This window comes from Janthinobacterium sp. 344 (assembly GCF_900112025.1).
Taxonomy (GTDB): domain Bacteria; phylum Pseudomonadota; class Gammaproteobacteria; order Burkholderiales; family Burkholderiaceae_D; genus Janthinobacterium.
This window is the reverse complement of sequence record NZ_FOKL01000003.1, coordinates 122,391-148,095: the sequence shown is the minus strand read 5'-3', so window position 1 is coordinate 148,095 and position 25,705 is coordinate 122,391. Positions and strand designations below refer to the sequence as shown.

Below are 25,705 nucleotides of genomic sequence, written 5' to 3'. Positions count from 1 at the left end.
CGTAAGAAACTATCTTGACGCGACGTGTCAAAAAACATGAGTCCCGGCCGCCCCTCAAAAAACAGAATTGATTGATTAATCCGAGATGGTACCTATCGTTGGTCAGGCCTCCACAAACGGAAGGGCATAGCCAAGGTATTCTTCTTGCGCTCTACGCTCTACTTTCCACTGTTTGGTGTAATTGGCCGGCCGTGGCCGTTGATCCGCTTGGGTCAGTATCAGGCGGCGCTTCGCACGCGAGACGCCAACAAAGAAAGCGCACCGTTCTGCCGTCACTTCACCAAAGAACACCTCATGTTCAATGGCAGGCATGATGACTGAATCAAATTCCAGGCCCTTGCTTTTGTGGATAGTGAGGATACGCACCGCATGGTCATCGGAAAAGCGTTTAAGCGCTGCAAGTAAATCCGGGGCGGCCTTATGTAGCTCCTCGATCTTCGTCTTGGTCTGCGCAATCAGTTCTTTTAGTCGCGACCGGGTCTCATACTCTGGCGATAGGGCGACCAACGTCTCAATACCCACCTTTTTGAGAAATGTCGTGGCGAAGTCCCACCAGCCGGTATATGGCTTGTCGATTAGGTTTGCGATACCTACTGCCTTGCGCTGGGCTGTGAAAAAGGTGTGGAAAGCGCGTCGCTTCGTCGACTGTGCGTCGTCGTCATCGAACGGCGTTAACTGGTCCGATAGTCGCATCCAGGCCTTTGATTCACGTTGTCCATAGAGGCAGGAAAGGTAGTCCACGATGAGACGCGCAATCGGTTCAGATGATAGGTCCTGCATCTGCGCTTCATTGCGATATGGGACGCCACGCTTTTCCAGTGCGCTCATCAGATCGGCGGCGTACTGATCGACCATTTTGGAGACCAGTACGGCGACTTCGGAGTAGGGGACCTGTTCGGCGGTTGTCCAACGCACGATCAGATCGGCCAGATACTCCGCTTCCGCATGACTATCGGCAAAGCGCCACGCGAACACTTCGCCACCTTCGCCGGCGAGCTGTTCGGGCTCCATCACGGATGCGGCATCGAGAACGCGGATAATTTCATTTTGCATGCGCAGCAGCTTCGGCAAAGAGCGGAAGTTGCGGTACATATTCAACGGTACGGCGTTAAATTCCTGCGCAAAGAGCTGGAAGATCCCATCGAGCGCACCTGCCCAGCCCATGATCTTCTGTTTGACATCGCCGACGGCCGTTAAGCGAATTGTAGCCCCCTTGAACGCGACCTTGATCAGTTCGTACTGCGTGCCGGTGCAGTCCTGGAATTCGTCTAGGAATACGTCCGTGTAAGTGTGGCGAACGGCGTTTCGGGCAGCGTTGGACTGGCGAAGGATCTTAATGGCGAGTGGAACCAGATCGTCGAATCGAATCTGTCCACGTCCAATGCGCTCCGTGCCGATCTTATAGCCAGCATCAAGCGCATCACCACCGGTCAGGACTGGACGGAAGCGGTCGATGATCCGCTTGGCAAACGCATGAAAGGTGTAGCTGTCAAAGCGCCTGCCCAGCGCGGCACCACAGCGACGTCGCACCCGGTCCTTTAGATTGGCACTGGCGTCGACCTTAAAAGAAATCGCAAGGATCCTCTTGGGGTAGCGGCATTGTCCGGTACGCAATAGGAAGTCTGCACGCTGCGCCAGCATTTCTGTCTTGCCCGCTCCCGGGCCGGCAGTCAGCGCCAGGTTCCTCTGCTGCTCCGTCGCAGCACGCAGTGCATATGGCTCGAGCGTTAATCCGTCGGCCGGTCGCCAGGCATCCGGCGCGATCACTCCGGCAGCTCCTCAAGCTTTTTGATGACAGCGTCAGCCAATCGATCCAGCGACGGTGGCATATCCTCCAACATCTCTTCGTCGCTGATGTGCGCCAACGCCTGAATATGTGAAGCGGGCTTACTGCCAACTTTGAATTTTGAATGGTAGGTGCCGAATAGTTCGAGCTGCGCTCTCGTATATTGCGCGGCATCGTGATGACTCTTGCCAAGGACTGCCTTGATCACGTCGGCGTCGGGGTCTTCCCGCACCACACCGTATTGATCCGGAAACGCCAGCAACAAAGCAAAATCCAAGTCCATTGGATAGGAGAAGAAGACACCACTTTCCTCAAGTTTCGTGAGGTAGTTTTGATGATTCGAGATTTTGTGCGTGCCATCATTCCAGTCCGGAATAACATGGTCGGCTGGCAGTTGCTTTGCTGGTTCGTGAACGGCCAATTGATCATTGGCATATTTGACGCGCCCCCAACCTCCCTGGTGTCGAGCCATGTCCAGATCCAGCAGCGTCAGATAGGGGATCTGCAGCGCCGATAACAGGCGCCAGAAATGATTGACGTGCCGTCCGCCCAAGGGCGCAACCGTCACGGCCGACTCATCGACCGGCGCGCCTTTTGCTCGAAGAACCCTTGGCAAAACGATCTCCTCGCTATCGCCTTCGCCAAGCAGGACCAACCTCGAGAAATATATTTCGGGAAAGGCTTGGACCGCCTCGCGCACAAATTTATGCGCATCATCGGCTTTTTCCGGCAACAGAATCGATGTAACGCGCGTAGCGCGTTGTTCACCCAGCCGCAAATACCGAATACTCTCCGGTGGCACACGCCTGAGCATCGACGGTGCATGCGTCGCGATCAGGGCTTGCGCATCGCCTTGCTTAGTGATCTCCAGCAGCGTGTTGACAATGCGGCCCAGATAATGGTGAGATAAGCTGTTCTCAGGTTCCTCAATCGCAATCATGGTAAATACTGGTGGCCGCAGCTTTTCCGGGTCGAACGTCTCGTCGTCGCCAGAGAGCACCGCTCGCCCCACGGCATGCGATGAGATCACCAAGGACAGATAAAGCATCGATTTTTGGCCATCGCTAAGCCGCGAAAAGTCAGCCAGATTTTCATCGTGTCCCGGTGCGAACGAGATCGACAGATGGCGAAGCAGTGCTTCTACTTCTGATGCTGCGAACGTGATCTTAGGGTCAGCGAAGTAGCTGCCTTTGTGCAAATTGCTCCATGCGCTCGCTAAACAATCACTGAATGCCGCTACAGAGGGATTGCCTGATAGACTTACGGTGATCTGGTTGGTCAATTCTATAATGTGCGCGCGCTGTTTTTCCCAGTTGATTGCGCGCAGCAGGCGGCCTAATAATGCATTGGCGCCATAGGCGATGTGGTCAGCTGGATCTCGTCGTGCTGGCAAGTAGTGAACGTGAATCTCGCTGCGCTCAGCCTTGGGTACTTGGGCCATCTCTAAAATGGTCCCGTCTTCTTTAACATCTAGGACGTACGCTAAGGTCTCGTCGATATCGCCATCATCTAACAATACGGCGTCCAAGCGGAAGCGCACGCGAACCAAGCCATCGGATTCATCCAGACGCATGTGACCGAAGTTTGGTGCTACCGTCGTGTTTTCACCATCGTCATCCAGTTCAGGGAAGACAAAATCGACCTCGATCCATAGTTTGCGTTCCGCTGGCACAACCTTCTCACCATGCGGTACATGAAAGTCTGATTTCCGGATGCGGCGCAATGCTGGATCGAACCCGAACAGGCGTGACAGAGCCTGGAGAACTGCAGTCTTACCCGACCCGTTTGGCCCAATCAGGTAAGTTAAATTCTCCAAGGAGAATCTTGTCGGGGCTGGACCAAATGACTGAAAATTGCAGAGACAAATGCTTTGAAGCTTCATAGTTTTAGCGGTACGAGGTGAGTTGGTCGATGTTATGAATTATGCATCCTGATAAAAGTAGCATGGTGACAATTAAGTTGATGGATGGCCAATCGATTACTGGCATTGTCACCGGTTTGATTGCGGGAAAAACTATCTAATTGTCACTAACGAGACCAGTGAACAAATATAACTACCAAGAATGAAATACTCAGCGATGCCACGAGCTATAGCTACAGTAGGTGTAAGGCGAACTTCAGCAAGAGCAGCTGAGCGCATCCAACTGGCCAACGTTCCACAGGCATCACATTGCCAATCAGGAAATTTGAATAATATTTGGAATAATTTGTGCTTAAAATTGGTGTTGCGTGATAATATGCCGGCATTGAAACGTTTCTGAGGTGCATGTCATGCCGGTGATTACCCAAGAAGCAGCTGAATCCGCTATCCGCCCATACGTTGATGACTTTATCGACATCGTACAGTCGGCTTGGTTGGACTGGCGTCGCGACGCGATCGCAGCCCAGATGCAACATAAGCGTGTTCGCGCCAACTATGTCTGGAACCAGTTGCTGTCGGGTGCCAAACGTCAATTCGATGGACGGGAGGGGATCCGCGTGGACACACTGGCCCCTTGGGACGGTGTACTGGTCGGTGCAGACATTTTCATCCGCATGAAAAAAGCGGACAAGAAACTGCTCTCCCGCAATTACCCTACCAAAAGCGCCTTGGCTTTCCTGGACCAGACCAGCGACATGTTTGGCGAGGTGACACGCTTGGAGTTGGTCTATCTCCTTGACGATTCGGAGACTGAGATTGAGCGCATAGCGTTGATCCAGCGCCACAAGAAGTCGGTCGTCTGGATGATCGATTTGCTGGGCACCGACCCGATGCAGCAAAATGTGCTTCCATTCGCAGAGCCACCGTCGAACAAGCTTTCTGGTTCGGTTGCATCCCGCATTATCAAACCAAAACGTAATTTGAATGACGATGACAAAGATGTTGCAGGTGGCTGATTCGGGCCGGATATTTCGTAACGATATGATTGGTCTGCGCCGGCGGATGCTTTCATTAAGCCAAGCTGAGCTGTCCAATCGTACCGGCATTGCGCAAGGTACGTTATCGAAGATTGAGCAAGGGCTGAAGGATGTCAATGATGACTTGGTGACCCGACTCGGCGAAGCGTTGGAATGCCCGGTGTCCTTTTTCTTTCAAACTGAGCGTGAGTACGGTCCACCAATGAGTGCTCACGCCATGTTCCGGAAGAAGGCGTCGACGGGCCAAAAAGTAATCGATCGGATTATCGCGGAGCTCAATGTGCGGATTGCCCATGCTCGAAAATTCCTGTCAGCTGTCGAGTTTGCCCCTGAACTTCCGTTTCCGTTGTATGACCTGGACGACTTCCAGGGCCAGGCAGACGCGGTAGCCGATAGCGTGCGGCGGGCCTGGCTGATGCCGCGGGGACCAATTCGTTCGCTCACCGAATATGCTGAACGCGCAGGATGCTTGGTGGTCCAATGCGACCTTGATGAGGCTAAGATTGACGGCGTAAGCTACCGGATCCCAGGGTTACCACCGTTGATCTTCCTGAACAGGCGTCAGCCAGCTGATCGCATGCGTTTCAGCTTGGCTCATGAGATCGGTCATCTGGTAATGCACACGTACCCAAATCCAAACATGGAGCAGGAAGCGAACCAATTTGCGTCAGCGCTCCTGATGCCGGCCACTGATATTGGTCCTGAACTTCACGGTCTGACCATCGAAAAGGCCGCGTATATGAAGCCGGTGTGGAAGGTTTCCATGGCATCGATGATTTACCGCGCCAGCGAACTCGGTAGAATCGACCGCTACAAGACAGAGTATTTGTGGCGCCAGATGGCCACACGGGGATTCCGCACACGCGAACCTCAGGCCGTTGACTTTGAGCCTGAGAAGACTTCGCTGATCGACGCGCTGGTTGACAACCTGACGAAACATATGGGCTACAGCGCCAATGAGCTGGTGGAGGTACTGCACTTAAACTATGACGAGCTCGCGAGCATGTACGCGCTTGAGCTCAATGCGGGCCTGCGGGTCGTGAAATAGGCCGGTTCATCCAATGAAATGCTACGTGGTGAAGCGGACGACCAGTCTTTGTACTTCTTTGTACTTCAAGGCGCTTGGTATGCAGTTTCGCGACAACGAGGAGAAAGCCCAGTTGTCGCAGCAGGGCGTATCGGAGTATTTCTGGGGCCTGTTCATTGAGCGCTTGCAATAGCCGCAAGCTGGGTGCCGTGCACAAAATCGTTGCACATAACGCAGTTTTTAAATAATTTTTTGCTGAAAACTGGATTTTGTAATCGGTTTTACGTTTTCCTAATCGTTTTGGGCCGCGAGGCCGCTTTATAAACTACTACCAGAACCATGCGCCGAGACGAAATTTTCCCAGAACTTGAGCATGCCGTCTTTGACTTTTTCTTTTCGTTCTCTCGTTTCGAGTTCGCGCTGAAGGAGGGGGGCTACTTGCAAGACATCAAGCCAGGCGCAGTGGCGCAACCTGGTTGGGCACAGTTCGTCGCTAGTTTTTGCACCATGTATGCAAGTTCAGCAGCGGGCACCCAACTCATTGCACTTAATCCTATGCGTCAGCGGGTCTCGGCCGCCGGCACGCTGTACTTTGCGGAGGAAAACTTTGATGGAAACGCCAGCGATTTGGAGAAGGTCACCCGACTTTTAAAGAATGTTCGCAACAACCTTTTTCATGGGCTGAAACATAGGCCAGGAGGATGGACTGATCCTGCTCGAACGATCGAGCTACTTCATTGCGGTGCCCAGCTGATCCAGGAATTGGCGGAGTTGGGGGATATTCAGAATGACTTCTCGGGTCATTATTAATGCTCATCGGTTAACAGTACGACATCCGACTGGCCGGCGCCCCGGATGTGTGGGCGTAGCCCGTGATTATCAGAGCGAAGGAACCGCGCGACATCTAGTGGTACCTTTTCAGTCGATTTCGTAAATACCTCATGATGATGTCGCAAAACACTTCAGAATGATGTTGGCGTACTGTAAGGGCGCTAACGAACGCGTACTCGCAGAGATGAACATCCCTAACTTAGGTCGTGGTTTGACATAATATAAATTATGCGAAGTCAGTGAGCAATTCGTCAAATGTCATTTTTTCCAACTACCGCAATCGTAAATGCGATTTGCGCACATTGGCGCCCTGCGCCGGGGTTCTTCCTCGTGCTTGGCGCGCTATGGCTGTTCATCCGAGGCAAAAATTGTTGCGCGGCGTGCGCGTGCATATTCGGCTGGCGCGGTGGCCAGGCTGCCCATGCCGACAATGTCCATGCTCCACTGCGCTGATGGCGCATTGGCGGCCAGGCATTGTGCGGCGGTCGCGGCGCGCTGCAGGCTGAGTGTATTGTTTCCTGCCGGCGTGCCGCGTTCATCGGCGGACGCTGCGATGTACAGGCGCCGGGCCCTGGGCGCCGCTTTCATCACGCTGGCGGAAAGCCGCGCGCATTGTTCCGGCCTCGGGGTAAAGCTGCCGGTTGCAAAGCTGATTTCCGCGGCTATTTTCCATGTGCCGCTGACGCCGCCCATGGGGCCAGGTTTCCACGCATTGTGATGCTTGACCTCGTTTGCGAGATCGGTCACGGCGGCCGATAAGCGGTTGAGGGTCTCTGGATCCGGAGGAACGTATATCGGCTCGCGTGGCGGCGAGATCATGTGATGGCATCGTATTTGCGCCTGGTCCGGGCAATCCTGCCGCAAGTCGCTTGCCGCCGTCCGGGTATCGAGCACTTCGGCGCGCCGCGCACCGTTGGCCGCCGCGGCGTCCAGTAGCGGCGCAGCGCCGGCCGGGTTGCCGACTGCCTTGAACATGGCATTCAAGACACTAGCCTTTTGTTCCAGGGCAATCCGATAATCATTGTAGTCGAGCGTGTCACTCCAGAAACCGACGCATGCCGCGTAGCCTTCCCTGATTTTCTCTTTGACGAGGGGCGGAAATGCGACAGGTTTCATGGAATAACTGCCTGCCAGATAGATGCCGCTGCCGCCGAGTGGCACCTCCAGCAAGGTCTGGCAACCGTCTTCCAACGCGGCGCGCAAGCCCTGGCACATATTTTCGGCCAGGCGATGCGCGGCCGGCTCGATGGTGCAGCGGCCCTCGTGATGGAAGCCGGCGTAGACTGCCAGCGCGGCCGGGATGATGACTTCCAGGTAGGGACTCATGTCACTTTTCCCGCTGGACATCGGCCGCAGTTGTCGTCGGGCTGGTCGGCGCGCATTGGACGGGGGCCGCATTCCCGTTGGCTTCTCTGGCCACCACGAGGCGTTGCGCGCCAGTATCATAAACCTGCTCCAGTATCAATTGCAGGGCCTGGGCCTCATCGTACTTTCCCAATCCCAGACCGATGACGATCGCGCGTGTTTGATCGAGCGCCGGGCGGACGGCGATGGAAAAATCTTCCCGGCTCAGGCAGACTTTTCCGGCCGAGCGTCCGATATTCAGTTTTTGGTACTTGACATCGCTGCCTATATAAAAGCCAACGTCAATGTCGCGGACATGCAGGAAATCAAAATATGGGATCGCAGCAAGCAGTAATGCCTCATCCACGTTGTAGCGCCTGCTTGAAAAACGGGCGTCTGACTTCGCGTTGCGGGCCTTTTTTTTCGCCTGCAAGTCGCTTACCAGTGCCGGGTATTGCACCGCATCGTACATGGGCCAATCGCTGACTGCCTCGGAGATCTCCCTGTCATAGTCTAGATGAAGTGTCACGAGTGCGGCCCGGTCCGCCGGTGGCGCAACTTCTTCCAGCAGGCACAGGCGTTGGCTGAAGACGCGTTTGAGAATGGCCTCGTCACCCAGGCTCACGGAGCGGACGTGTGACTCGACAATGCTATCGCCCCGGCCCGCAACGACGGGAATGATAACAAGTGAAGCGTTTCCATTCTTGGCCACAATGCTGGCGCAGCGTCGTTGTGCCGCGGCGACCAGCTTTTCTTGCTCGGCGGTCAATGGGGGAAGCCCGTTGTGTCGACCGAATGTGCATCCGGCGAGCATGGACGATATGGCGATCAGCACGATCGACTGCATCATCTGGCGTAACGTGTACATTTCTATCCCCTTCCCCCTTGGTTGGCAACGTGTCCATGTCGAACTGTGCACCACTTGAGAGCGGGCGCGCTTGGCTATTGTCATGCTCCGGCGATCGAGGCGGCGCCGACACCGTGCAACGGGGCCCGGCAAAGCTGAATGGCTGAGACGATAAGTGGATGCCGCAACGATACGGGAAAAATACGCCGGGATATACGTCTTTTGTAACGTTGGCCGTACGATGAATTACGCAAGGAAGTGCCGGCCGCGCCGTGACGTCCGGCCGTCCTGCCTGGACCTGAGAGGGCGCCGCCTGGCATGCTCCTCCCTTCCCCGCCCTGCTCCCGGCGCCGCTTTTCCCCGCGCGGCGGTCCCGTGCGCCCGCGTCCTCCGCGCCCGCGCCCCCGGTTCCGAGGGGCGTTTCGGGCGACCATACCAGCGGCGCGAAAATGCGCCACTGGTATGCTCCGGCATGGCTGTCCTTGGGCGGACTGGCGCAACTGGTATTGTGATGTTGCGCAATGAATAAAACCAGTTGACTACCACCTGCAATGCTTGCACTCTGAAAAATCGGACGGTGTCCAGCCGCCCGGCCATGAAAAAAACACACAAGGAGATGCAAGTGAACCGGACAGTCATGAATACCCTCATCCTCACCCTCTTCGGCGGTACGCTGGCCGCCTGCGGTGGCGGCAGCGAAGGATCCGCCGCCAGCCAGCTGCTGGCAGGCGCGACCGATGCGGTCGCCTGCTACGCCCCGTGGAACAGCAGCACGGTGTATAACGGCGGCGGCCAGGCCAGCTACAATAATGTGAACTACAGTGCCAACTGGTGGACGCAAGGAAACAACCCATCCACCAGCAGCGGCGCCGTCGGCACCGGCCAGCCCTGGACCGTGGTGGGCGCATGCGGCACGCCAACGCCAACGCCAACGCCGACTCCGACCCCGACGCCCACTCCGACACCAACTCCGACTCCGACACCCACGCCCACACCCACACCAACTCCGACTCCGACTCCCACGCCAACGCCTACCCCAACGCCAACCCCAACGCCAACCCCCACCGGCCTGGCCAGGCACGCGCTGATCGGCTACTGGCACAATTTCACCAACCCCAGCGGCGCCACCTATCCGATCAGCCAGGTCAGCGATGACTGGGATGTGATCGTCGTCTCGTTCGGCGACAACGCGGGCGGCGGCAATGTCAGCCTGACCATCGATCCGGGCGCCGGCACGGAGGCGCAATTCATCGCCGACGTGGCCGCCAAGCGGGCGAAAGGCAAGAAAGTCATCCTGTCGCTGGGCGGCCAAAACGGTTCCGTGTCCGTCGGCAACACGGCCGAAGCCACCAATTTCACCAACAGCCTGTACGCCATCATCACCAAATACGGCTTCGACGGCATCGACCTGGACCTGGAAAATGGCGTAGCGCAAGGTGCGGCCATCCAGACGTATCTGCCGATCGCCGTGAAAAACCTGAAAGCCAAGGTCGGCAGCAGTTTTTACCTGTCGATGGCGCCGGAATGGGTCTACGTGGAAGGCGGCTACACCAGTTATGGCAGCATCTGGGGCGCCTACATTCCCATCATCAACGCCTTGCGCAGCGAGCTGACGGTGCTGCACCCGCAGTATTACAACAACGGCGACATCTACACGCCGTATGCCACGGGCGCCATCAAGGCCGGCTCGGCCGACCAGCTGGTGGCCACGGCGCGCATGCTGATCGAAGGGTTCAATTATGGCGGCAATACCTTCGCCGGCCTGCGTCCTGACCAGGTGGGCTTCGGCGTGCCGTCCGGGCGCAGCTCGGCCGGCTCGGGCTTCACGACCAATGCCGACGTCAGCAATGCGCTGAATTGCCTGACGCGCCTGCTCAACTGCGGCACCATCAAACCGCTGCAGGCGTATCCGGACTTCCGCGGCGTGATGACCTGGTCGATCAACTGGGACCGTCACGACAACTATAACTTCTCCGTGCCAACGAAGAACGTGCTGAAAACCCTGCCGTAAGTCGCAGACAGGCCGGAGGGGGAGGATTCGCCTCCGGCCAGGCCAGCCGGCGCGGCGTGGCACTGCGCGCGCCCATCGCGGCCCGCTCCCGCCGGGCGTGGCTGGCACCGTGCAAACCGTGTTTCATGGCCGCCGCTATTGCGGCACTGCCTGCTTTGCCCTATTCTGCTGCACTTATGGCAATTTCCGGGGCCGTCGAATTCATGCTTACCTTGCGCGCCGCCATCGATGGCCTGCGAACCTGCTTTTCCCTGCCACGGCTGTGCGTGGCAGGGCTGGCCGCGCTGGGCGAATTCGCCCTGTTCAGCCTATCCTGGGAAGATCCCCTATGGTATCTGGGCATGGCCGTCGGGCTGCCCGCGCTGGCGGCCTTGCTGGCCTATGGGCTGTTCGAACACTGGCCGCGCCCACCTGGTCTTTGTCACCGCCTTTGACCAGTATGCGGTGCGGGCGTTCGAGCAGGGCGCACTCGACTATCTGGTCAAGCCCGTGCAGCTGGCCCGCCTGGCCGGGACCGTGACGCGGGTGCGCGAACGCCTGGCGGCCCTCCAGCCTGGCGTGGCCAGCGTGGCCCTGTTGCAGGAACTGGCAGCCAGCCTTCGCGCGGCGCCCGCCGCTGCGCCGCCCCCGCTGCGCTGGCTGCGCGCCTCCGTGGGAGCGGCCATGCGGCTGATTCCCGTCGACGATGTCGACTATCTCAAGTCCGACGACAAGTACACACTGGTTGCCTGGCGCGACGGCGGCAAGCCCGCCGAAGCGCTGCTGCGCAATACGCTCAAGGAATTGCTGGCGCAACTCGATACGCAGCAGTTTCAGCAGATCCACCGGGCCGTCGTGGTCAATCTGCACGCCGTTCGGCAGGTCGTGCGCGGCACGCATGAGACGGCCGAACTGACCTTGAAGCACCGGCCGGAAGTGTTGCCGGTCAGCCGCACCTTCCTGCACCTGTTCAAGGCGGATTAATCCGCACGCGGCCACGGGCGGGCCTGCCGTCGTCCACTGGCGCGCTTCGGCCCCCCGCCCGCGTGGCGCGTCGGATCGCGCTTGCCGCCGCGCCCTCCTTTGCCGACACTGCGCGGACAGGTCCTGCATGGACCACCGGCTCCCACTTCGACAAAGGCGACACGATGTACCCGACTCTTGCTCCCGCTGCCACGCAACACCACGCCCCCATGGCCAACGCGACCCCGCACCAGGCCGGACGGTGGCTGGGACTGGGCCTGCTGGCTAATTTTGGCCTGGGCATCTATTCCAATTTCCAGCTGCAGGAACAGGTGTTCGCCGCGCCAGGCTTCATGCTGCGGGCGGCCGGCATGCCGCTGCAGGTGGGCATGATCGTCGTGATCGGGCTGGCCACGGCCTTGCTTTCACTGCTCATCGCCGCTTTCCTGCGCGGCAACTACGGGCGGCGGCAGCCCTTGCTGAGCCGCTGCTACCTGGCGCTGGCGGCGGCGGCCCTGGCCACCAGCCTGTTCGAGGGCACGCTGGTGCTGGCCATGCGCAGCCTGAGCGCCGACTTCCTCGCATCGGGCGCCGACAGCGCGGTGTACGAGCCGGCGCGCGCCCTGCTGCGCGGCTTGCGCAATGGCATCCACTTCCCGGACAAACTGCTGGGCGGGCTCGGCGTATTCCTGATGTATACGCTGTTGTACCGTGCCCGTGCGATGCCACGCCTGCTGGGCGCGGCCGGCATGGTTGCCTGCCTGCTGCAGTGGGTCGCCGTGGGACGCGAGCTGTTTGGCCTGCCGGTCATGCCCCTCTTGCTGCTGCCCCTGGGCCTGGCGTATCCGCTCGCTGGCCTGTGGCTGCTGCTGCGGGGACTGGCGACGCCCCAGGCGCCTGGCGCCCGCTGACAGGTGGCAGCGCGGGGGACGCGGGCAGTCCCCCGCCGGTTCTGACAACAATGGGATACTTACTATCAATAGCCAATATCTATTGACACGGTTGACATATTTTACTTCTTTTTGTAAATGAGAATCGTTATTATCTACTCCAAGGATAAGCGAATTCAACAGAAAGGAGCATCCCTTGTTTACAGCCATCAAAACATTCAGCCAGGTTTGTACGCACATGTCGATCGCCTTTGGCCTCGCCTACTTGCTGACGGGCTCGCTGGCACTCGGTGGCTTGGCAGCAATCATCGAACCGGTCATCAATGTCGCCCTGCTGCCTTGGCATGAAAAGGCCTGGCATGCGCTGCGCCGCCGCCACGCCGCCGGCCGCCTGGGCCTTGCCGCGCTGGCCGGTGAAAAAATCAGCCAGACCTGCCTGCACATGGGCGTCGCCTTTGGCGTCATGTACTGGGCCACGGGTTCCATGGCCTTTGGCGGCTTGCTGGCCGTGGTCGAGCCGATCTGCAACGTGATCGTCCTGCCCTTCCACGACCGCCTGTGGGAACGCGTCCGTGTGCGCCTGGACAGCCGCGGCGCGGCCCGCCTGGCCGCCCTGTAATCGGCTGGCCTTCATTTCGGTCTTAATTTCCCGCCCACACGGGCGGCCGCCTGTGCAGCCATGGCGCCGCCCGCTCCAGCTGGCCGGCCAGGCGCAGCAGGGTCCCATCGTCGGCATAGGCCGCCATGAACTGCATGCCGATGGGCAAACCATCGGCCGATTGCGCCAGCGGCACGGACATGGCCGGCAAGCCCGCCACGTTGGCCAGCGGCGTGTACGGCGAATGGTCGAACAGGCGCGCCGTCCAGCCCAGGCCATCGAGCTGTTCCTCCTTTTCGCCATAGCGTCCCAGTGGCCACGGCAGGTCCGGCATGCTGGGCGTCAGCAGCGCGTCGTATTGGCCAAACAGGGCGCCCGCCTGGCGCGTGACGGTGTTGCGCACGTCGAGGGCGGCGACAAAATCCACCGCCGACACCGTCTGTCCGTAGCGGTAGCACGCCAGGGTGGACGCTTCCAGCGTGTCGGTCGAGATGGCGCGCCCGCTTTCCTGCGCCAGACCGTCGATCCACGGCACCAGGTTGGCGCACCAGATGCGCGCATTGGCTTGTACGAAGGCATCCCATGACACGCCCAGCGCCGGCTGTACTTCCTCCACGTGATGGCCCAGGCTTGCCAGCAGGCGCACGGTGTCTTGCAGCGCGGCATCGATGGCCGGCACGGGACGCGCGCCATTGCAGGCGGCGCGCTGCACGCCGATGCGCAGCCTGCCCGGCGCCACGCCCACCTGCGACAGCCAGCTGTGGCCGGGCGCGGCCGTCACATACGGTTCGCCCGGCGGCACGCCCTGCAGGCAATCGAGCAAGGCGGCACTGTCGCGCACGGTGCGGCTCACGCCCAGCTGCACGCCCAGGCCGCTGAAGATTTCGTCCATGGCGGGCCCGTTCGACACCCTGCCGCGGCTCGGCTTGAAGCCGAACAGGCCGGTGGAGGCGGCCGGCACGCGGATGGAGCCGGCCGCATCCGTCGCATGGGCCAACGGCACGATGCCGGCGGCCACGGCCGCCGCCGCGCCGCCGCTGGAGCCGCCCGCGCTGCGCGCCAGATGCCACGGGTTGCGCGTGGCCCCGTACAGCACGGGTTCGGTGGTGGTGGCAAAGGCCATTTCCGGCGTGCCCGTGCGGCCAAAGGTGGCCAGGCCCGCCCGGCGGAACTGCGTCATCAGATGCGAGTCAAAGGCGGCGACGTGGCCGGCGCCCAGGCGGCTGCCATATTCGCTGCGCCGGCCCGCCATCGTGACGGCCACGTCCTTGATCAAAAACGGCACGCCGGCGAATGGCGCGCCGGCATCGATTGCAGCCAGGTCGGCCGGCCAGTGCTCGACCACGGCATTGACCTGCGGATTGACGGCGTGCAGGGCGCGCAAGGCCAGGTCCTGCAATTGCGCCGCGCTGACGGCACCGTCACGTAGCAGCTGGGCCAGTCCCAGGCCATCAAAGCTAACATATTCATGGAGTTGCATCAGATTGCTCCTGTAATGGATGAGGAATGAAAATCACAGGAACGACTGTAGCGCTTACGCTATCATTGTAGAAATGAATAAAGTAAATACTAGGTATAGCCATGGACAATTTGCGTAAGCTGGATCTGAACCTGCTGCTGACCCTGAATGCGCTGCTGATTGAGCGCAACGTGACGCGGGCGGCCGAGCGCCTGCACCTGAGCCAGCCGTCCGTCAGCGTGCAACTGGGCAAGCTGCGCGCGGCCTTCGACGACCCGCTGCTGTTGCCCGGTCCGCGCGGCATGCTGCCCACGGCGCGGGCGCTGGCCCTGTTCGCGCCCTTGCAAGCCGTGCTGGCGCAGCTGGAGCAAGTCTTGCAGCCGGAACCGGCCTTCGATCCGGCCACGGCCGAGGTCTGCTGGAACCTGGCGGCGGCCGACGCCACCGAATATGCGATCCTGCTGCCCATGCTGCCAGCCTTGCGCGCGCTGGCGCCGCTGTCGCGCATGGCCGTGTTCGAGGCCGTGCCGGCGCGCATGGCGCATGCGCTGGAAACGGGCCAGGTCGACCTGGGATTCCTGGCCCAGGAAGAAGCGCCGCCCGGCCTGCGCCACCGCAGCTTGTTTACCGAGCACTATGTGCTGGCGGGCCGCCGCGACCATCCGCTGCTGCAAGCGCCGCCCGACCTCGAGCAGTTTTGCGCGCTGGAATTCATCGTCGTCTCGCCCAACGGCGGCGGTTTCCGCACGGCCGTCGATACGGCCTTGCGGCAACTGGGCCGCAAGCGCCAGGTGGTGCTGTCCGTGCCGCATTTCCTCATCGTCCCGCCCTTGCTGGCGGCGTCCGACATGGTCGCCCTGCTGCCGTCGCGCCTGCTGAAGAATGCGCTGGGCGCGCTGCGCACGTGGGAACCGCCCGTGACCCTGCCCGATTACGAGATGGCCATGGTGTGGCACGAACGCATGCATCTGGAGCCGGGCCACCGCTGGCTGCGCGAGCGCATCATGGCCAGCCTGTGACCTTTCCTACCCGAATTTGCGTGCTGATACACTAGGCAAGATTACCTAGTTGATCACAAGAAACTCCCAATGTGCGCGAGGATGGCGATTGCGTATGCTTGGCCCCAATAATAGAGGGTCATCATGAACGCCAATTTCACTTCCATCCTGCCTCCCGGCTCACGCCGCCGTTTTTCCCCGCCACTTCCGCTGCTGCAGGCACTGCTCATCTGGATCAGCATGGTGTTCTGCGCCATGCCGGCCCTGGCCGCGGCGCCATCCGCCGACCTGATCAAGCGCGGCGAATATGTCGCCCGCCTCGGCGACTGCGTTGCCTGCCATACCAGCCCGAACGGCGCCGCCATGGCCGGCGGCCTGGAACTCAAGACGCCGTTCGGCACCATCTACAGCACCAACATCACGCCGGACGCGAAGACGGGACTGGGCACGTATTCGTTCGCGCAATTCGACCGCGCCATGCGCAAGGGCGTGGCGGCGGACGGGCACAATCTGTATCCGGCCATGCCCTACCCTTCCTACGCCAAGATCACGCCCGAGGACATGCAGGCCCTGTACGCCTACCTGCGGCACGGCGTGGCGCCCGTGGCCCAGCCAAACCGCGCAACGGACATGAAATGGCCGTTCAGCATGCGCTGGGGCCTGTCGCTGTGGAATGCCGTCTTCCTCGATGACGCGCCGTTCAAGCCTGACGCCAGCAAGTCGGCCGTGTGGAACCGTGGCAGCTATATCGCCCAGGGCCTCGGTCATTGCGGCTCCTGCCATACGCCGCGCGGCGTGGCCTTCCAGGAAAAAACCATGGGCCAGGATGGCGGCGGCGGCAAGCATTACCTGTCCGGCTTCACTTTTGACGGCTGGCATGCGGTGAACTTGCGCAACTTGTGGACGCCGGAGGAAATCGTGCGCCTGCTGAAAACGGGCCGCAACAGTTTCGGCACGGCGGCGGGCAGCATGACGGAAGTCATCACGCACAGCACGCAGTACTTCACGGATGGCGACCTCAACGCGCTGGCGCACTATTTGCACGGCTTGCCGGCGAAACCGGGCGCGCCAGTGACGCAAAAGGCGCCGGCGCCCGTGGTGGCGGCCAGCGACCAGGCGCTGTACAACACGCGTGGCGGCCTGGGCTACCTGCAATTTTGCGCCACCTGCCACCGCCGCGACGGGCGCGGCGTGGACAACATCTTCCCGACCCTGGCGCAGAACGATTCCGTGCAATCGCAAGACCCGACCAGCGTCATACATATCGCGCTGACGGGCTGGCAGTCGGCCGTGACGCAGCATTCGCCCCGCTCGTTCGGCATGCCCGCCTACGACCAGCTGTCGAATGGGGAACTGGCGGAAATCCTGACCTTTGTGCGCAGCAAGTGGGGCAACCAGGGCACGCCCGTGACGCCCGCGCAGATCGCCAAGGTGCGCAAGGAGCTCCAGCTGGCCGGCGCGCGCAAGTCCGATTTCGAGACGCCCCGCTACGCCGCCCTGATGGCCGATCCCAACGCCAGGCAATTGATCCACGGCATGCAGCTGATGACGGAAACACGGGCGCGCCTGCCGAACAACGTGGGCAACGACCTCAATTGCAGCAGCTGCCACCTGAATGGCGGCACGGTGGCCAACGGTTCGCCATTCCTGGGCATCGCGGCATTTTTCCCGGCGGAAGCGCCGCGCGCGGGCAAGGTCATCAACTTGGGCGAACGCATCAATGGCTGCTTCAAGCGTTCCATGCATGGCAAGCCCTTGCCGGCCGACGGCCCCGACCTGCAAGCCATGGTCGCCTACATCGAGTGGATGAAGGGCGCCACGCAAGCGACCGACAAGGTGCCGGGGCGCGGCGTGGCGAAGATCGACCGCAGCTTGCTGCCGAATCCCGTGAATGGCAAGAAGGTGTATGCCGAGCAATGTTCCGTCTGCCATGGCGTGAATGGCGAAGGCATCAAGGGCGCCGATGGCGAAGTGGCCTTCCCGCCGCTGTGGGGCGAGCGCTCGTTCAATATCGGCGCCGGCATGGCCAGGACCTACACGGCGGCCGGCTTCGTCAAGGCGAATATGGTGATGGGCCACGGCCAGAAGTTCCCGCTGGGACAAGGCAGCCTGTCCGACCAGGATGCCGTCGACGTGGCCGAGTACTTCAGCCACATGCCGCGCCCGGACTTCCCGGACAAGGTCAAGGACTGGCCGCACGGCGGCAAGCCCAAGGATGCGCGCTACTGAGCCGCTATCGGCCGCGTAATCTGCTACGCTCATGCCAATGACCATTCCAGGAGTCTTGCATGCGTAATCAGATCCATCACGCGGCCGCCGACGGTTACGGCAGCGGTGCCGATACCTACGTCAAGGGCCGGCCCGACTATCCACCCGAAGTGTCCGCCTGGCTGCTGGACACTGTGGCCCTGGGGCCGGGAAAAACCGTGCTGGACCTGGGCGCCGGCACGGGCAAGTTCACGCCCCGCCTGCTGGAGACGGGCGCCACGGTCATCGCCGTCGAGCCCGTGCCGGCCATGCTGGCGAAATTGTCTGCCAGCCTGCCGCAAGTGCGGGCCTTGGCGGGCACGGCCACCGCCATTCCCCTGCCCGATGCCTGCGTCGATGCCGTCGTCTGCGCGCAGGCATTCCACTGGTTCGCCTCGTCCGGCGCGCTCGACGAGATCCTGCGCGTGCTGAAACCGGGCGGCAAGCTGGGCCTGGTGTGGAATTTGCGCGATGCCAGCATCCCCTGGGTGGCCAGGCTGGACGCCATCGTCAACCAGGCCGAAGGCGACACGCCCCGCTATTACACGGGCGCCTGGCGCCAGGTCTTTCCCCACGCGGGCTTCACGGCGCTGCAGGAAACGCATTTTTCCCAGGAACATACGGGCACGCCCGAGGACGTGCTGTTCAACCGGGTGCGTTCGACCAGCTTCATCGCCGCCCTGCCGCCCGCGCAACGCCAGCGCATCGACGATGAAATCGCCGGGCTGATTGCCGCCGAGCCAGCCTTGCGCGGCCAGGAGCGCATCAGCGTGCCCTACCGGACGGCCGCTTTCGTGGCGGACAAGGTCAGCTAGGGTTCATTGTGGCTCTGGCATCGCCAGACAGGGGCAAGCCGTGAATTGTGGGCTGGCCCTGCCTTCCGACTCGGCAGCGCAGTGGAAAACCGTCATTGCCCAGTTCGCCATATCAAGCGTGCGCCGGCATGGCCTTGCTGCGCGGAACGGCGCCGCGGGAGGCGGCCGTGGCCTTGATCGCCCGCGCGGCCTGTACGCCACGCGGGGCGGCTGCCCGCACCGGACGGTGGCATCGCCCTTATTTTTGCGCCTGTGTATGGCAGCAAACGGAAGATTGTGGCGTTCGCGGCAATGATGGTGCACACTCACCCATCACAAGGAAAAGCCATGTCCGCCATTCCCCGCCCGCCCATACCGTATGAGACCCGCTATGAATTCGAGGAGGAAGGCGAGCAGGAGACGTGCGCGCAGCTGCTGCACACCCTGCGCGGCATTTCCACCACCACCTATGCGGATTCCGGCCACGCCACGCGCAGCGTGCACGCCAAGAGCCACGGCTTGCTGCGCGGCCGCCTGCAGGTGCTGGACAATCTGGCGCCCGAACTGGCGCAAGGCCTGTTCAGCACGCCGGGCGCCTACGACGTGGTGATGCGCATCTCGACGATTCCTGGCGATATCCTCGACGACAACGTCTCCGTGCCGCGCGGCATGGCCGTCAAAGTGCTCGGCGTGCCGGGCACGCAGCTGTCCAGCCTGGAGCCGGACAACGGCGAACCGGCGGCCAGCACGCAGGATTTCGTGCTCGTCAACGGTCCCGCCTTCCTTGCACCGACGGCGAAAAAATTCCTCGGCAGCTTGAAATTGCTGGCCGGCACGACAGACAAGGTGCCGCGCCTGAAACAGGCGCTGTCGACCGTGCTGCAGGGCGCGGAAAAGGCGCTCGAAGCGGTGGGCGGCGAAAGCGCCACCCTGAAAAGCCTCGGTGGCCATCCGGAAACCCACGTGCTGGGCGAAACCTACTACAGCCAGGCGCCCATTCTGTATGGCGCCTACATGGCCAAGGTGGCGCTGGTGCCCGTGTCGCCGGAACTGGCGGCATTGACGGGCGCGCCGGTCGACCTCGATGGCAAGCCCGACGGCTTGCGCGAGGCCGTCGCCGCCTTCTTTGCCCGCCACGCGGCCACCTGGGAAACGCGCATCCAGCTGTGCCGCGACATCGACAGCATGCCGCTGGAAGATGCCTCCGTCGTCTGGCCGGAAGCGGACAGCCCCTACCTGCCCGTGGCGCGCATCACGGCCCCGCCACAGGCGGGCTGGAGCGAGGCCCTGTCGCGCGCCATCGATGACGGCATGGCCTTCAGCCCCTGGCATGGCGTGCTGGCGCACCGCCCGCTCGGTTCCATCATGCGCGTGCGCAAGGCCGCGTATGCGATGTCGGCCCGCTTCCGTTTCGAGCGCACGGGCAACATCGTGCGCGAACCGCGCGATCTCGATCATTTTCCTGCCAGTTAGACAGCATGCACAGCGACCAGCCCGCCGATGGCAAGCCCGCCCCGTCCGATACCTGGCTGGGCAAGCTGGGGCCGGGCCTGATCACGGGCGCGGCCGACGACGACCCCAGCGGCATCGCCACGTATTCGCAGGCGGGCGCCCAGTTCGGTTTCGGCATGCTGTGGACGGTGTGCCTGACGTATCCGCTGATGCTGGGCATCCAGGTGATCAGCGCCAAGATCGGCCGCGTCAGCGGGCACGGGCTGGCGACGAATATCCGCCGCCACTATCCCCGTCCCTTGCTGTACGCCATCGTCGGCTTGCTGCTGCTGGCCAATGTCATCAATATTGCCGCCGACGTGGCCGCCATGGGCGATGCCCTCACCCTCATCATCGGCGGCCCCACCCACCTGTATGCGCTGGGCTTCGGCCTGCTGTCGCTGCTGCTGCAAGTGTTTATTCCGTATCAAAAGTACGTGCGCATCCTGAAATGGCTGACCCTGGGCCTGCTGGCCTATGTGGCCACCGTGCTGACCGTGCACATTCCGTGGGGCGAGGTGGCGCTGCGCACCGTCTGGCCCAAGCTGGGCTGGACGGCCGCTTCCGTCACCATGATCGTGGCCGTGTTCGGCACGACGATCAGCCCCTATCTGTTTTTCTGGCAAGCGTCGCAGGAAGTCGAGGATTTACAGGCCGATGCCAGCGCGCAAGCCTTGCGCCGCACGCCGGAACAGGCGCCCAAGCAATTTCAGCGCATCAAGCTCGACACGGCCATCGGCATGGGCTTTTCCAACCTGGTGGCCTTTTTCATCATGCTGACGACGGCCGTGACCCTGGGCGCGCAAGGCATCACGCAGATCGATACGTCGGCCCAGGCCGCTTCCGCCCTGCGCCCCATCGCGGGCGACTTCGCCTTCGCGCTGTTCAGCCTGGGCATCATCGGCACGGGCTTGCTGGCCATTCCCGTGCTGGCCGGCTCGGCCGCCTACGCCATGGCGGGCGCCTTCCACTGGAAAAGCAGCCTGGAACTGGCGCCTCGGGCCGCCAAGAAGTTCTACGGCATCATCGTCACGGCCACCCTGATCGGCGTGGCGCTGTGCTTCACCCCGCTCAATCCCATCAAGGCCCTGTACTGGAGCGCCGTCATCAATGGCGTCATTTCCGTGCCCATCATGGCCTTGATGATGGGCATGGCCTCGCGCCCCGCCATCATGGGCACGCTCACCATTTCACGCCGCCTGCGGGCGCTTGGCTGGCTGTGCACGGCCGTCATGGCGGTGGCCGTGCTGGCCATGTTCGCCACCATGGCGTTTTGATGCGCATCACGTCCGTGGCTTGAGCATGCCTTCCACGATGCCCAGCACGGTCTGGCGCGGCAGCAGGCGTGGCAGCCAGGCCAGCAGGCGGTTGGGGCGGCCCGCCACGTGGCTGCTGCGGCCCCGGTCCAGCGCGCGCAGCGCCTCGTCGACGACGGCTTGCGGCGCCATGCGCTGGCCCACGGCCGCCTCCGGCGCGGCCACCACGTCGAAGAAGGCCGTGTCCGTCGCGCCCGGGCACAGGGCCAGCACGCGCACGCCCCGCCGGCGGTTTTCCGCCCACAAGGCTTCCGAGAACGCCAGCACGAAGGCCTTGCTTGCGCCGTACACGGCCATGTAGGGATCGGGCTGCAGGGCCGCCGTGGACGCCACGTTGATGATGGCGCCCCGTCCTTGCGCCAGCATGTGCGGCAAGACGCGGTGCGTGAGTGCCATCAGGGCCGTGCAATTGACGGCCACCTCGGCCGACTGGCGCGCCAGCGCGATATTCTCAAAGCGGCCATGCGTGGCGAAGCCCGCGTTGTTGATCAGCACGTCGGGTGGCATGCCCAGCGCGCAGGCCTGCGCATGCACCGCTTCGGCGGCGCCTGGCTGGCTCAGGTCGGCCACCAGCGCATGGGCGCGGATGCCGTGACGCCGGGCAAGATCGCGCGCCAATTGCTCCAGCACGGCCCCCGAGCGGGCCAGCAGCAGCACATGGGCGCCGCGCGCGGCCAGGGTTTCCGCAAAGACGCGGCCGATGCCGGACGAGGCGCCCGTGATCAGCACGGTCTGCTTGGTATAGTTGATGGCGGTCATGGCAATTGAATCGTAGTGAAGGGAAATCCACTGTAAACTGTCGACTTTAGTCCACGGTCAAGGGGAATCGATGCGCATCGGAGAAATTACCCGCCTGACGGGCGTGAGCAAGGACACGGTGCGCTTCTACGAGCGCCAGGGGCTGCTGGACGAGGCGCCGCAGCCGGGTTTGACGAATAACTACAAGGAATATTCGGCGCAGGCCTTGCGCCGCATCGAGCTGATCGGCCACGCCAAGGCGCTGGGTTTTACCCTGAAGGAAATCGCCGAAGTCATTGCCGTGTGGCAGGAAAATGCGCTCGATGCGCAAACCAAGCGGGCCATGCTGGAAACGAAAATCGCCCAGATCGACGACAAGGCCCGCTCGATGGCCGTGCTGCGGGCCGGACTCGTCGATGCGCTGGCCAAGGTGGAGACGGGCTGCGACGATGGCGTGGCCGTCGCAAGAAATTAACGAGGATAATCAATGACTTATTACACGCGATACCGCCACCTGGCGCTCGACGGCGCCAAGCCGCCACCCACCGCGCAGCAGATCGCCGCCATCGAAGCCTTGCTGGAAGCGCCGCTGCCGCCCGCTTTCCTGGCTTTCCTGCAAGTGGCCAACGGCGCCTGGTCCGACTACACCTGCGACGTGCCCGATGGCGAGGGCGGCGTGGAGAAGATGGGCTTCAATACCTTTTTCAGTGCCGAGGAAGGTGATTTCTGCGATGAAACCCTGATCGGCGAGATGCGCGCGGCGCGCCAGCACATGGCCATGCCCGTCAAAATCCTGCCGTTCGCCCGCGATGGCGGCAACTCCATGGTCTTCCTGGACCTGACGCCGGAAGGTGCGGGCCGGGTCATGAGCTATGTGCAGGAATTGCCGGAGTGGACGGGCAAGCGCGCCCACGGCTTCATCGAACTGGCGCCGTCCTTCGACGCCTGGCTGGACGGCCTGTACATCGACCGCGACACGGTGCTCGATGAGCTCGAGCACAGCGTCTCGGCGCCGGCGCACTTGGAGGCGATGGCGGAATGGCTGGCCATCGGCATGCCGGGCTGGCGCCGCGATGCCGGCATCGCCGCCTTGTTCGCTCTCAAACAAGTAGAACTGTGCGTTAGCGGACAGGACTAGTCCTACGGTCATGGCCGCGACTGTCCTATGGGTGTGCGCGGGCTGGCGGCTTAACATGGTCGCCAGCTTGCAGAAAACACCACTCATGACATGAAAGGATTTTCCATGCGTATTTCCACCACCAGTTCCCGTGCGCCTTCCCTGAAAAGCGTGGCCATCGGCGCCGCCGTGGCGCTGCTCAGCGGCATCGCCATCAACAGCCTCGCCGCCGCCGCGCCGGGCGCGTACGACAAGCAATTCCTCAGCAAGGCGGCCGACGCGGGCAGCACGGAAATCGCCGCCAGCAAAGTGGCGCAAAGCAAGAGCGGCAATGCGGAAGTAAAGCAATTCGCCGACGCCATGGTCACGGAGCATACGAAAGTGGCCGATGAATTGCAGCAGCTGGCCAGCGGCAAGCAGATCGAGGTCAGCGACCAGCCCGGTGCCAGGCACAAGGCGCAGATCGACAAGCTGAGCCGGCTGGAAGGCGCGCAGTTCGACAAGGAATACGCGGCCAGCATCGGCGTGGCGGCGCACAAGGATGCCGTGAAACTGTTTACGGAGGCCAGCCAGAAGGCCAGCGATCCCGACATCAAGGCCTTTGCCGCCAAGACTTTGCCAGCTTTGCAACATCACCTGGAAATGGCCAATGCCTTGCAGGCGGCACTGCCGAAATAGACAGCCACGCGGGGGATACTTGCCGCACGTGCCGTACAGCAAGTATTTCCGCTCTTGACATACAATGCGGCAACTCCGTTTTTGGCCATGCCATGACCTCATGCAGCTACTCAAGAAAACCGGCCTGATCGCCGCCGCCCTCCTGTTCGCCCTCCTGCTGGCCGCCTGGCTGTTCATCAAGGTCAGCGCCGCGCGCAATGCCAGCGTATATGCCCAGCAGTGGAACGACCAGGGCACGTGCGTGATCAAGACCTATGTGCCCCACTACGGCGACGGCGTGCCGCAGAACATCGTGCGGGCCCTCAGCACATCCACCTTTTTCCGCGTCTATCACAAGGACGGCACCTTGCTGGAAAGCACCGAATGGGTGCTGGACATGCATGAAGACGGCATCCTCGACCATGCCCGCTGGGGCCAGAACCAGAGCCGCGCCATCTATCCGACGGACATGGGCGACGAAGGCTGGACCTTGCCAGAATGCGCGTAAACGGGGAGCGCTCATGCAAAAAATGAAACAGAAGGGACTGCGCGGCCCCTGGAGCGATGCTCCCTACATTCCTACGCTCCACCATTTTCTCGGCCCCTTCGACGTGTATGACCGCGAAGAAACCCTGGGCGTGGAACTGGACACCTGGGACATGGACGACCCGCTCCAGCGCGCGGCGCTGATACGGCGCGACATCACCTCGCAATACAAGGAACTGAGCTACCGCCACCGCCACGCGCTGGTGGCCGTGCTGGCGCAGGCGCTGCAAGACCCCGCCTACGATTTCCAGGCCATCCTCGAGCATGATCCCGACAGCACGCACGCCCTGCCCGCCCTGTGGGATGACATGGCCGACCCGCGCGCCTTTTTTGCCGACATCTACCGCCTGGTCCGGCAGGATTGGGCCGCCGACCTGGCCAGGGCGGCGACGGAAGATCCGTCCAGCTGGTAGCGCGGCGCGCGCGCCACACTAGCATATCGCAAGCCTGCAACCCCCTTTCTCCTCTGAAAAAGCGATTGCGGCCAGGTGCGCGCAGCGTTGCAAATACGCCCCAAGCAAAAAAAACCTGTTGCACCAGCGCATGCCCACTGGCATCGCGCTACCATGAACCGTCAGCACGCCCCCAAGCGCGCCGGTTCCCCGCCGGCCTTTCCCTGCCGCCATGTGAAGGAGATTCTCATGCCCAAGTTCGCCCCTGCCGTTTGCCTGTCGCTCATGCTTGCCGCCGGCATGCTGCCCTGTATCGCCAGCGCTGCCGAAGGCGGCGCCACGCGCGCCGACGCGGAAGCCATGGTCAAGAAAGGCGTGGCCTACATCAAGAGCGCCGGCGACGCCAAGGCGTATGGCGAGATCACGGCCAAGTCGCCGCAATTCATCCTGCACGACCTGTACCTGGTCGTCTATAAACTCGACGGCACGGTGGTCGCGCATGGCGCCAACCCGAAAATGGTGGGCAAGAACTTGATCGAATTGAAGGATATCGATGGCAAGGCCTTCGTCAAGGAGCGAGTCGACCTGGCCAAGAGCAAGGGTACGTTCTGGCAGGAATACAAATTCACGAATCCGGAAAACAAGAAGATCGAACCGAAGGCCATGTACTGCGAAAAACTGGCCGACACCGTCGTCTGCGGCGGCATCTACCTGTAGCCAGCCGCCGCGCCGCCAGCGCCGCGATGGCTTTCCCCTCTCTTGACGATATGGGTGCC

The 25,705-nt window shown here is 61.8% G+C and carries 25 protein-coding genes; 19 read left to right on the top strand and 6 right to left on the bottom strand.

Features of this window, described 5'->3' with window-relative positions; genetic code table 11:
* Positions 1-102: 102 nt before the first annotated feature.
* Together BM193_RS10285 and BM193_RS10280 are read right to left on the bottom strand one after the other, a co-directional pair.
* Entirely contained in the window at positions 103-1,767 is a 1,665-nt protein-coding gene (locus BM193_RS10285; RefSeq protein WP_092797641.1) for a UvrD-helicase domain-containing protein, read from the bottom strand.
* The gene (locus BM193_RS10280; RefSeq protein WP_092797640.1) at positions 1,764-3,668 is read right to left on the bottom strand and encodes an AAA family ATPase; all 1,905 of its coding nucleotides are present in this window, start codon (positions 3,666-3,668) and stop codon (positions 1,764-1,766) included. The genes BM193_RS10285 and BM193_RS10280 overlap by 4 nt, the downstream gene beginning before the upstream one ends.
* A 389-nt stretch (positions 3,669-4,057) precedes the next feature.
* Here BM193_RS10280 and BM193_RS10275 point away from each other — a divergent pair, with 389 nt between their 5' ends.
* The 3 genes from BM193_RS10275 to BM193_RS10265 all read left to right on the top strand — a co-directional run bounded on the left by BM193_RS10275 (position 4,058) and on the right by BM193_RS10265 (position 6,521).
* The gene (locus BM193_RS10275; protein ID WP_092797639.1) at positions 4,058-4,663 is read left to right on the top strand and encodes a hypothetical protein; all 606 of its coding nucleotides are present in this window, start codon (positions 4,058-4,060) and stop codon (positions 4,661-4,663) included.
* Positions 4,638-5,732: a helix-turn-helix domain-containing protein gene (locus tag BM193_RS10270; RefSeq protein WP_217638449.1), complete on the top strand. Its 1,095-nt coding sequence runs from the start codon at positions 4,638-4,640 to the stop codon at positions 5,730-5,732. The genes BM193_RS10275 and BM193_RS10270 overlap by 26 nt, the downstream gene beginning before the upstream one ends.
* A 318-nt stretch (positions 5,733-6,050) precedes the next feature.
* Complete coding sequence (locus BM193_RS10265) at positions 6,051-6,521, top strand: hypothetical protein (protein WP_092797637.1); 471 nt, start codon at positions 6,051-6,053, stop codon at positions 6,519-6,521.
* A 363-nt stretch (positions 6,522-6,884) separates the two neighbouring features.
* Here BM193_RS10265 and BM193_RS10260 read toward each other — a convergent pair whose 3' ends face one another.
* Together BM193_RS10260 and BM193_RS10255 are read right to left on the bottom strand one after the other, a co-directional pair.
* Positions 6,885-7,868, bottom strand: coding sequence for an OmpA family protein (locus BM193_RS10260; RefSeq protein WP_092797636.1), 984 nt, complete (start codon positions 7,866-7,868; stop codon positions 6,885-6,887).
* A gap of 1 nt (position 7,869) precedes the next feature.
* A complete protein-coding gene (locus BM193_RS10255) occupies positions 7,870-8,754 on the bottom strand; it encodes a hypothetical protein (RefSeq protein WP_092797635.1) in 885 nt (294 codons plus the stop codon).
* 616 nt (positions 8,755-9,370) lie between these two features.
* Between BM193_RS10255 and BM193_RS10250 the strand changes: the two genes are divergently transcribed.
* From BM193_RS10250 to BM193_RS10235, 5 genes are all read left to right on the top strand, one after another.
* Positions 9,371-10,744, top strand: coding sequence for a chitinase (locus BM193_RS10250; protein ID WP_254786030.1), 1,374 nt, complete (start codon positions 9,371-9,373; stop codon positions 10,742-10,744).
* 125 nt (positions 10,745-10,869) lie between these two features.
* Positions 10,870-11,178 (top strand): hypothetical protein, encoded by a 309-nt coding sequence (locus tag BM193_RS29080; protein ID WP_254786028.1) that lies wholly within the window; start codon positions 10,870-10,872, stop codon positions 11,176-11,178.
* On the top strand, positions 11,126-11,707 hold the full coding sequence (locus tag BM193_RS10245; protein WP_254786027.1) for a LytR/AlgR family response regulator transcription factor: 582 nt from the start codon (positions 11,126-11,128) through the stop codon (positions 11,705-11,707). The genes BM193_RS29080 and BM193_RS10245 overlap by 53 nt, the downstream gene beginning before the upstream one ends.
* A 164-nt stretch (positions 11,708-11,871) precedes the next feature.
* A complete protein-coding gene (locus tag BM193_RS10240) occupies positions 11,872-12,597 on the top strand; it encodes a DUF4386 family protein (protein ID WP_092797633.1) in 726 nt (241 codons plus the stop codon).
* A 175-nt stretch (positions 12,598-12,772) separates the two neighbouring features.
* On the top strand, positions 12,773-13,195 hold the full coding sequence (locus BM193_RS10235) for a DUF2061 domain-containing protein (protein WP_092797632.1): 423 nt from the start codon (positions 12,773-12,775) through the stop codon (positions 13,193-13,195).
* Between the two features lie 22 nt (positions 13,196-13,217).
* Here BM193_RS10235 and BM193_RS10230 read toward each other — a convergent pair whose 3' ends face one another.
* Positions 13,218-14,654 (bottom strand): amidase, encoded by a 1,437-nt coding sequence (locus tag BM193_RS10230; protein WP_092797631.1) that lies wholly within the window; start codon positions 14,652-14,654, stop codon positions 13,218-13,220.
* Positions 14,655-14,755: 101 nt separating this feature from the next.
* Between BM193_RS10230 and BM193_RS10225 the strand changes: the two genes are divergently transcribed.
* From BM193_RS10225 to BM193_RS10205, 5 genes are all read left to right on the top strand, one after another.
* Positions 14,756-15,652: a LysR family transcriptional regulator gene (locus tag BM193_RS10225; protein ID WP_092797630.1), complete on the top strand. Its 897-nt coding sequence runs from the start codon at positions 14,756-14,758 to the stop codon at positions 15,650-15,652.
* Positions 15,653-15,871: 219 nt separating this feature from the next.
* Positions 15,872-17,860 carry a c-type cytochrome gene (locus tag BM193_RS10220; RefSeq protein ID WP_092798044.1) on the top strand — a complete coding sequence of 663 codons (1,989 nt, stop codon included), beginning with the start codon at positions 15,872-15,874 and terminating at the stop codon, positions 17,858-17,860.
* A gap of 59 nt (positions 17,861-17,919) precedes the next feature.
* Positions 17,920-18,693, top strand: a complete 774-nt coding sequence (locus BM193_RS10215; protein ID WP_092797629.1) for a class I SAM-dependent methyltransferase — start codon at positions 17,920-17,922, stop codon at positions 18,691-18,693.
* Positions 18,694-19,020: 327 nt separating this feature from the next.
* Positions 19,021-20,145 (top strand): catalase family protein, encoded by a 1,125-nt coding sequence (locus BM193_RS10210; protein ID WP_092797628.1) that lies wholly within the window; start codon positions 19,021-19,023, stop codon positions 20,143-20,145.
* 5 nt (positions 20,146-20,150) lie between these two features.
* Positions 20,151-21,440: an NRAMP family divalent metal transporter gene (locus BM193_RS10205; protein ID WP_092797627.1), complete on the top strand. Its 1,290-nt coding sequence runs from the start codon at positions 20,151-20,153 to the stop codon at positions 21,438-21,440.
* Between the two features lie 6 nt (positions 21,441-21,446).
* Here the strand turns inward: BM193_RS10205 and BM193_RS10200 are convergent, their stop codons facing one another.
* A complete protein-coding gene (locus BM193_RS10200) occupies positions 21,447-22,238 on the bottom strand; it encodes an SDR family NAD(P)-dependent oxidoreductase (RefSeq protein WP_092797626.1) in 792 nt (263 codons plus the stop codon).
* Between the two features lie 70 nt (positions 22,239-22,308).
* Between BM193_RS10200 and BM193_RS10195 the strand changes: the two genes are divergently transcribed.
* The 6 genes from BM193_RS10195 (at position 22,309) to BM193_RS10170 (ending at position 25,646) form a co-directional block, all read left to right on the top strand.
* Complete coding sequence (locus tag BM193_RS10195) at positions 22,309-22,692, top strand: MerR family transcriptional regulator (protein WP_092797625.1); 384 nt, start codon at positions 22,309-22,311, stop codon at positions 22,690-22,692.
* 12 nt (positions 22,693-22,704) lie between these two features.
* The gene (locus BM193_RS10190; RefSeq protein ID WP_092797624.1) at positions 22,705-23,355 is read left to right on the top strand and encodes an SMI1/KNR4 family protein; all 651 of its coding nucleotides are present in this window, start codon (positions 22,705-22,707) and stop codon (positions 23,353-23,355) included.
* A gap of 105 nt (positions 23,356-23,460) precedes the next feature.
* Positions 23,461-24,012, top strand: a complete 552-nt coding sequence (locus tag BM193_RS10185) for a DUF4142 domain-containing protein (RefSeq protein WP_254786023.1) — start codon at positions 23,461-23,463, stop codon at positions 24,010-24,012.
* 100 nt (positions 24,013-24,112) lie between these two features.
* Positions 24,113-24,499 carry a hypothetical protein gene (locus BM193_RS10180; RefSeq protein WP_092797622.1) on the top strand — a complete coding sequence of 129 codons (387 nt, stop codon included), beginning with the start codon at positions 24,113-24,115 and terminating at the stop codon, positions 24,497-24,499.
* 13 nt (positions 24,500-24,512) lie between these two features.
* Positions 24,513-24,950: a hypothetical protein gene (locus tag BM193_RS10175; protein WP_092797621.1), complete on the top strand. Its 438-nt coding sequence runs from the start codon at positions 24,513-24,515 to the stop codon at positions 24,948-24,950.
* A gap of 228 nt (positions 24,951-25,178) precedes the next feature.
* Complete coding sequence (locus BM193_RS10170; protein WP_175533231.1) at positions 25,179-25,646, top strand: cache domain-containing protein; 468 nt, start codon at positions 25,179-25,181, stop codon at positions 25,644-25,646.
* Positions 25,647-25,705 lie beyond the last annotated feature (59 nt).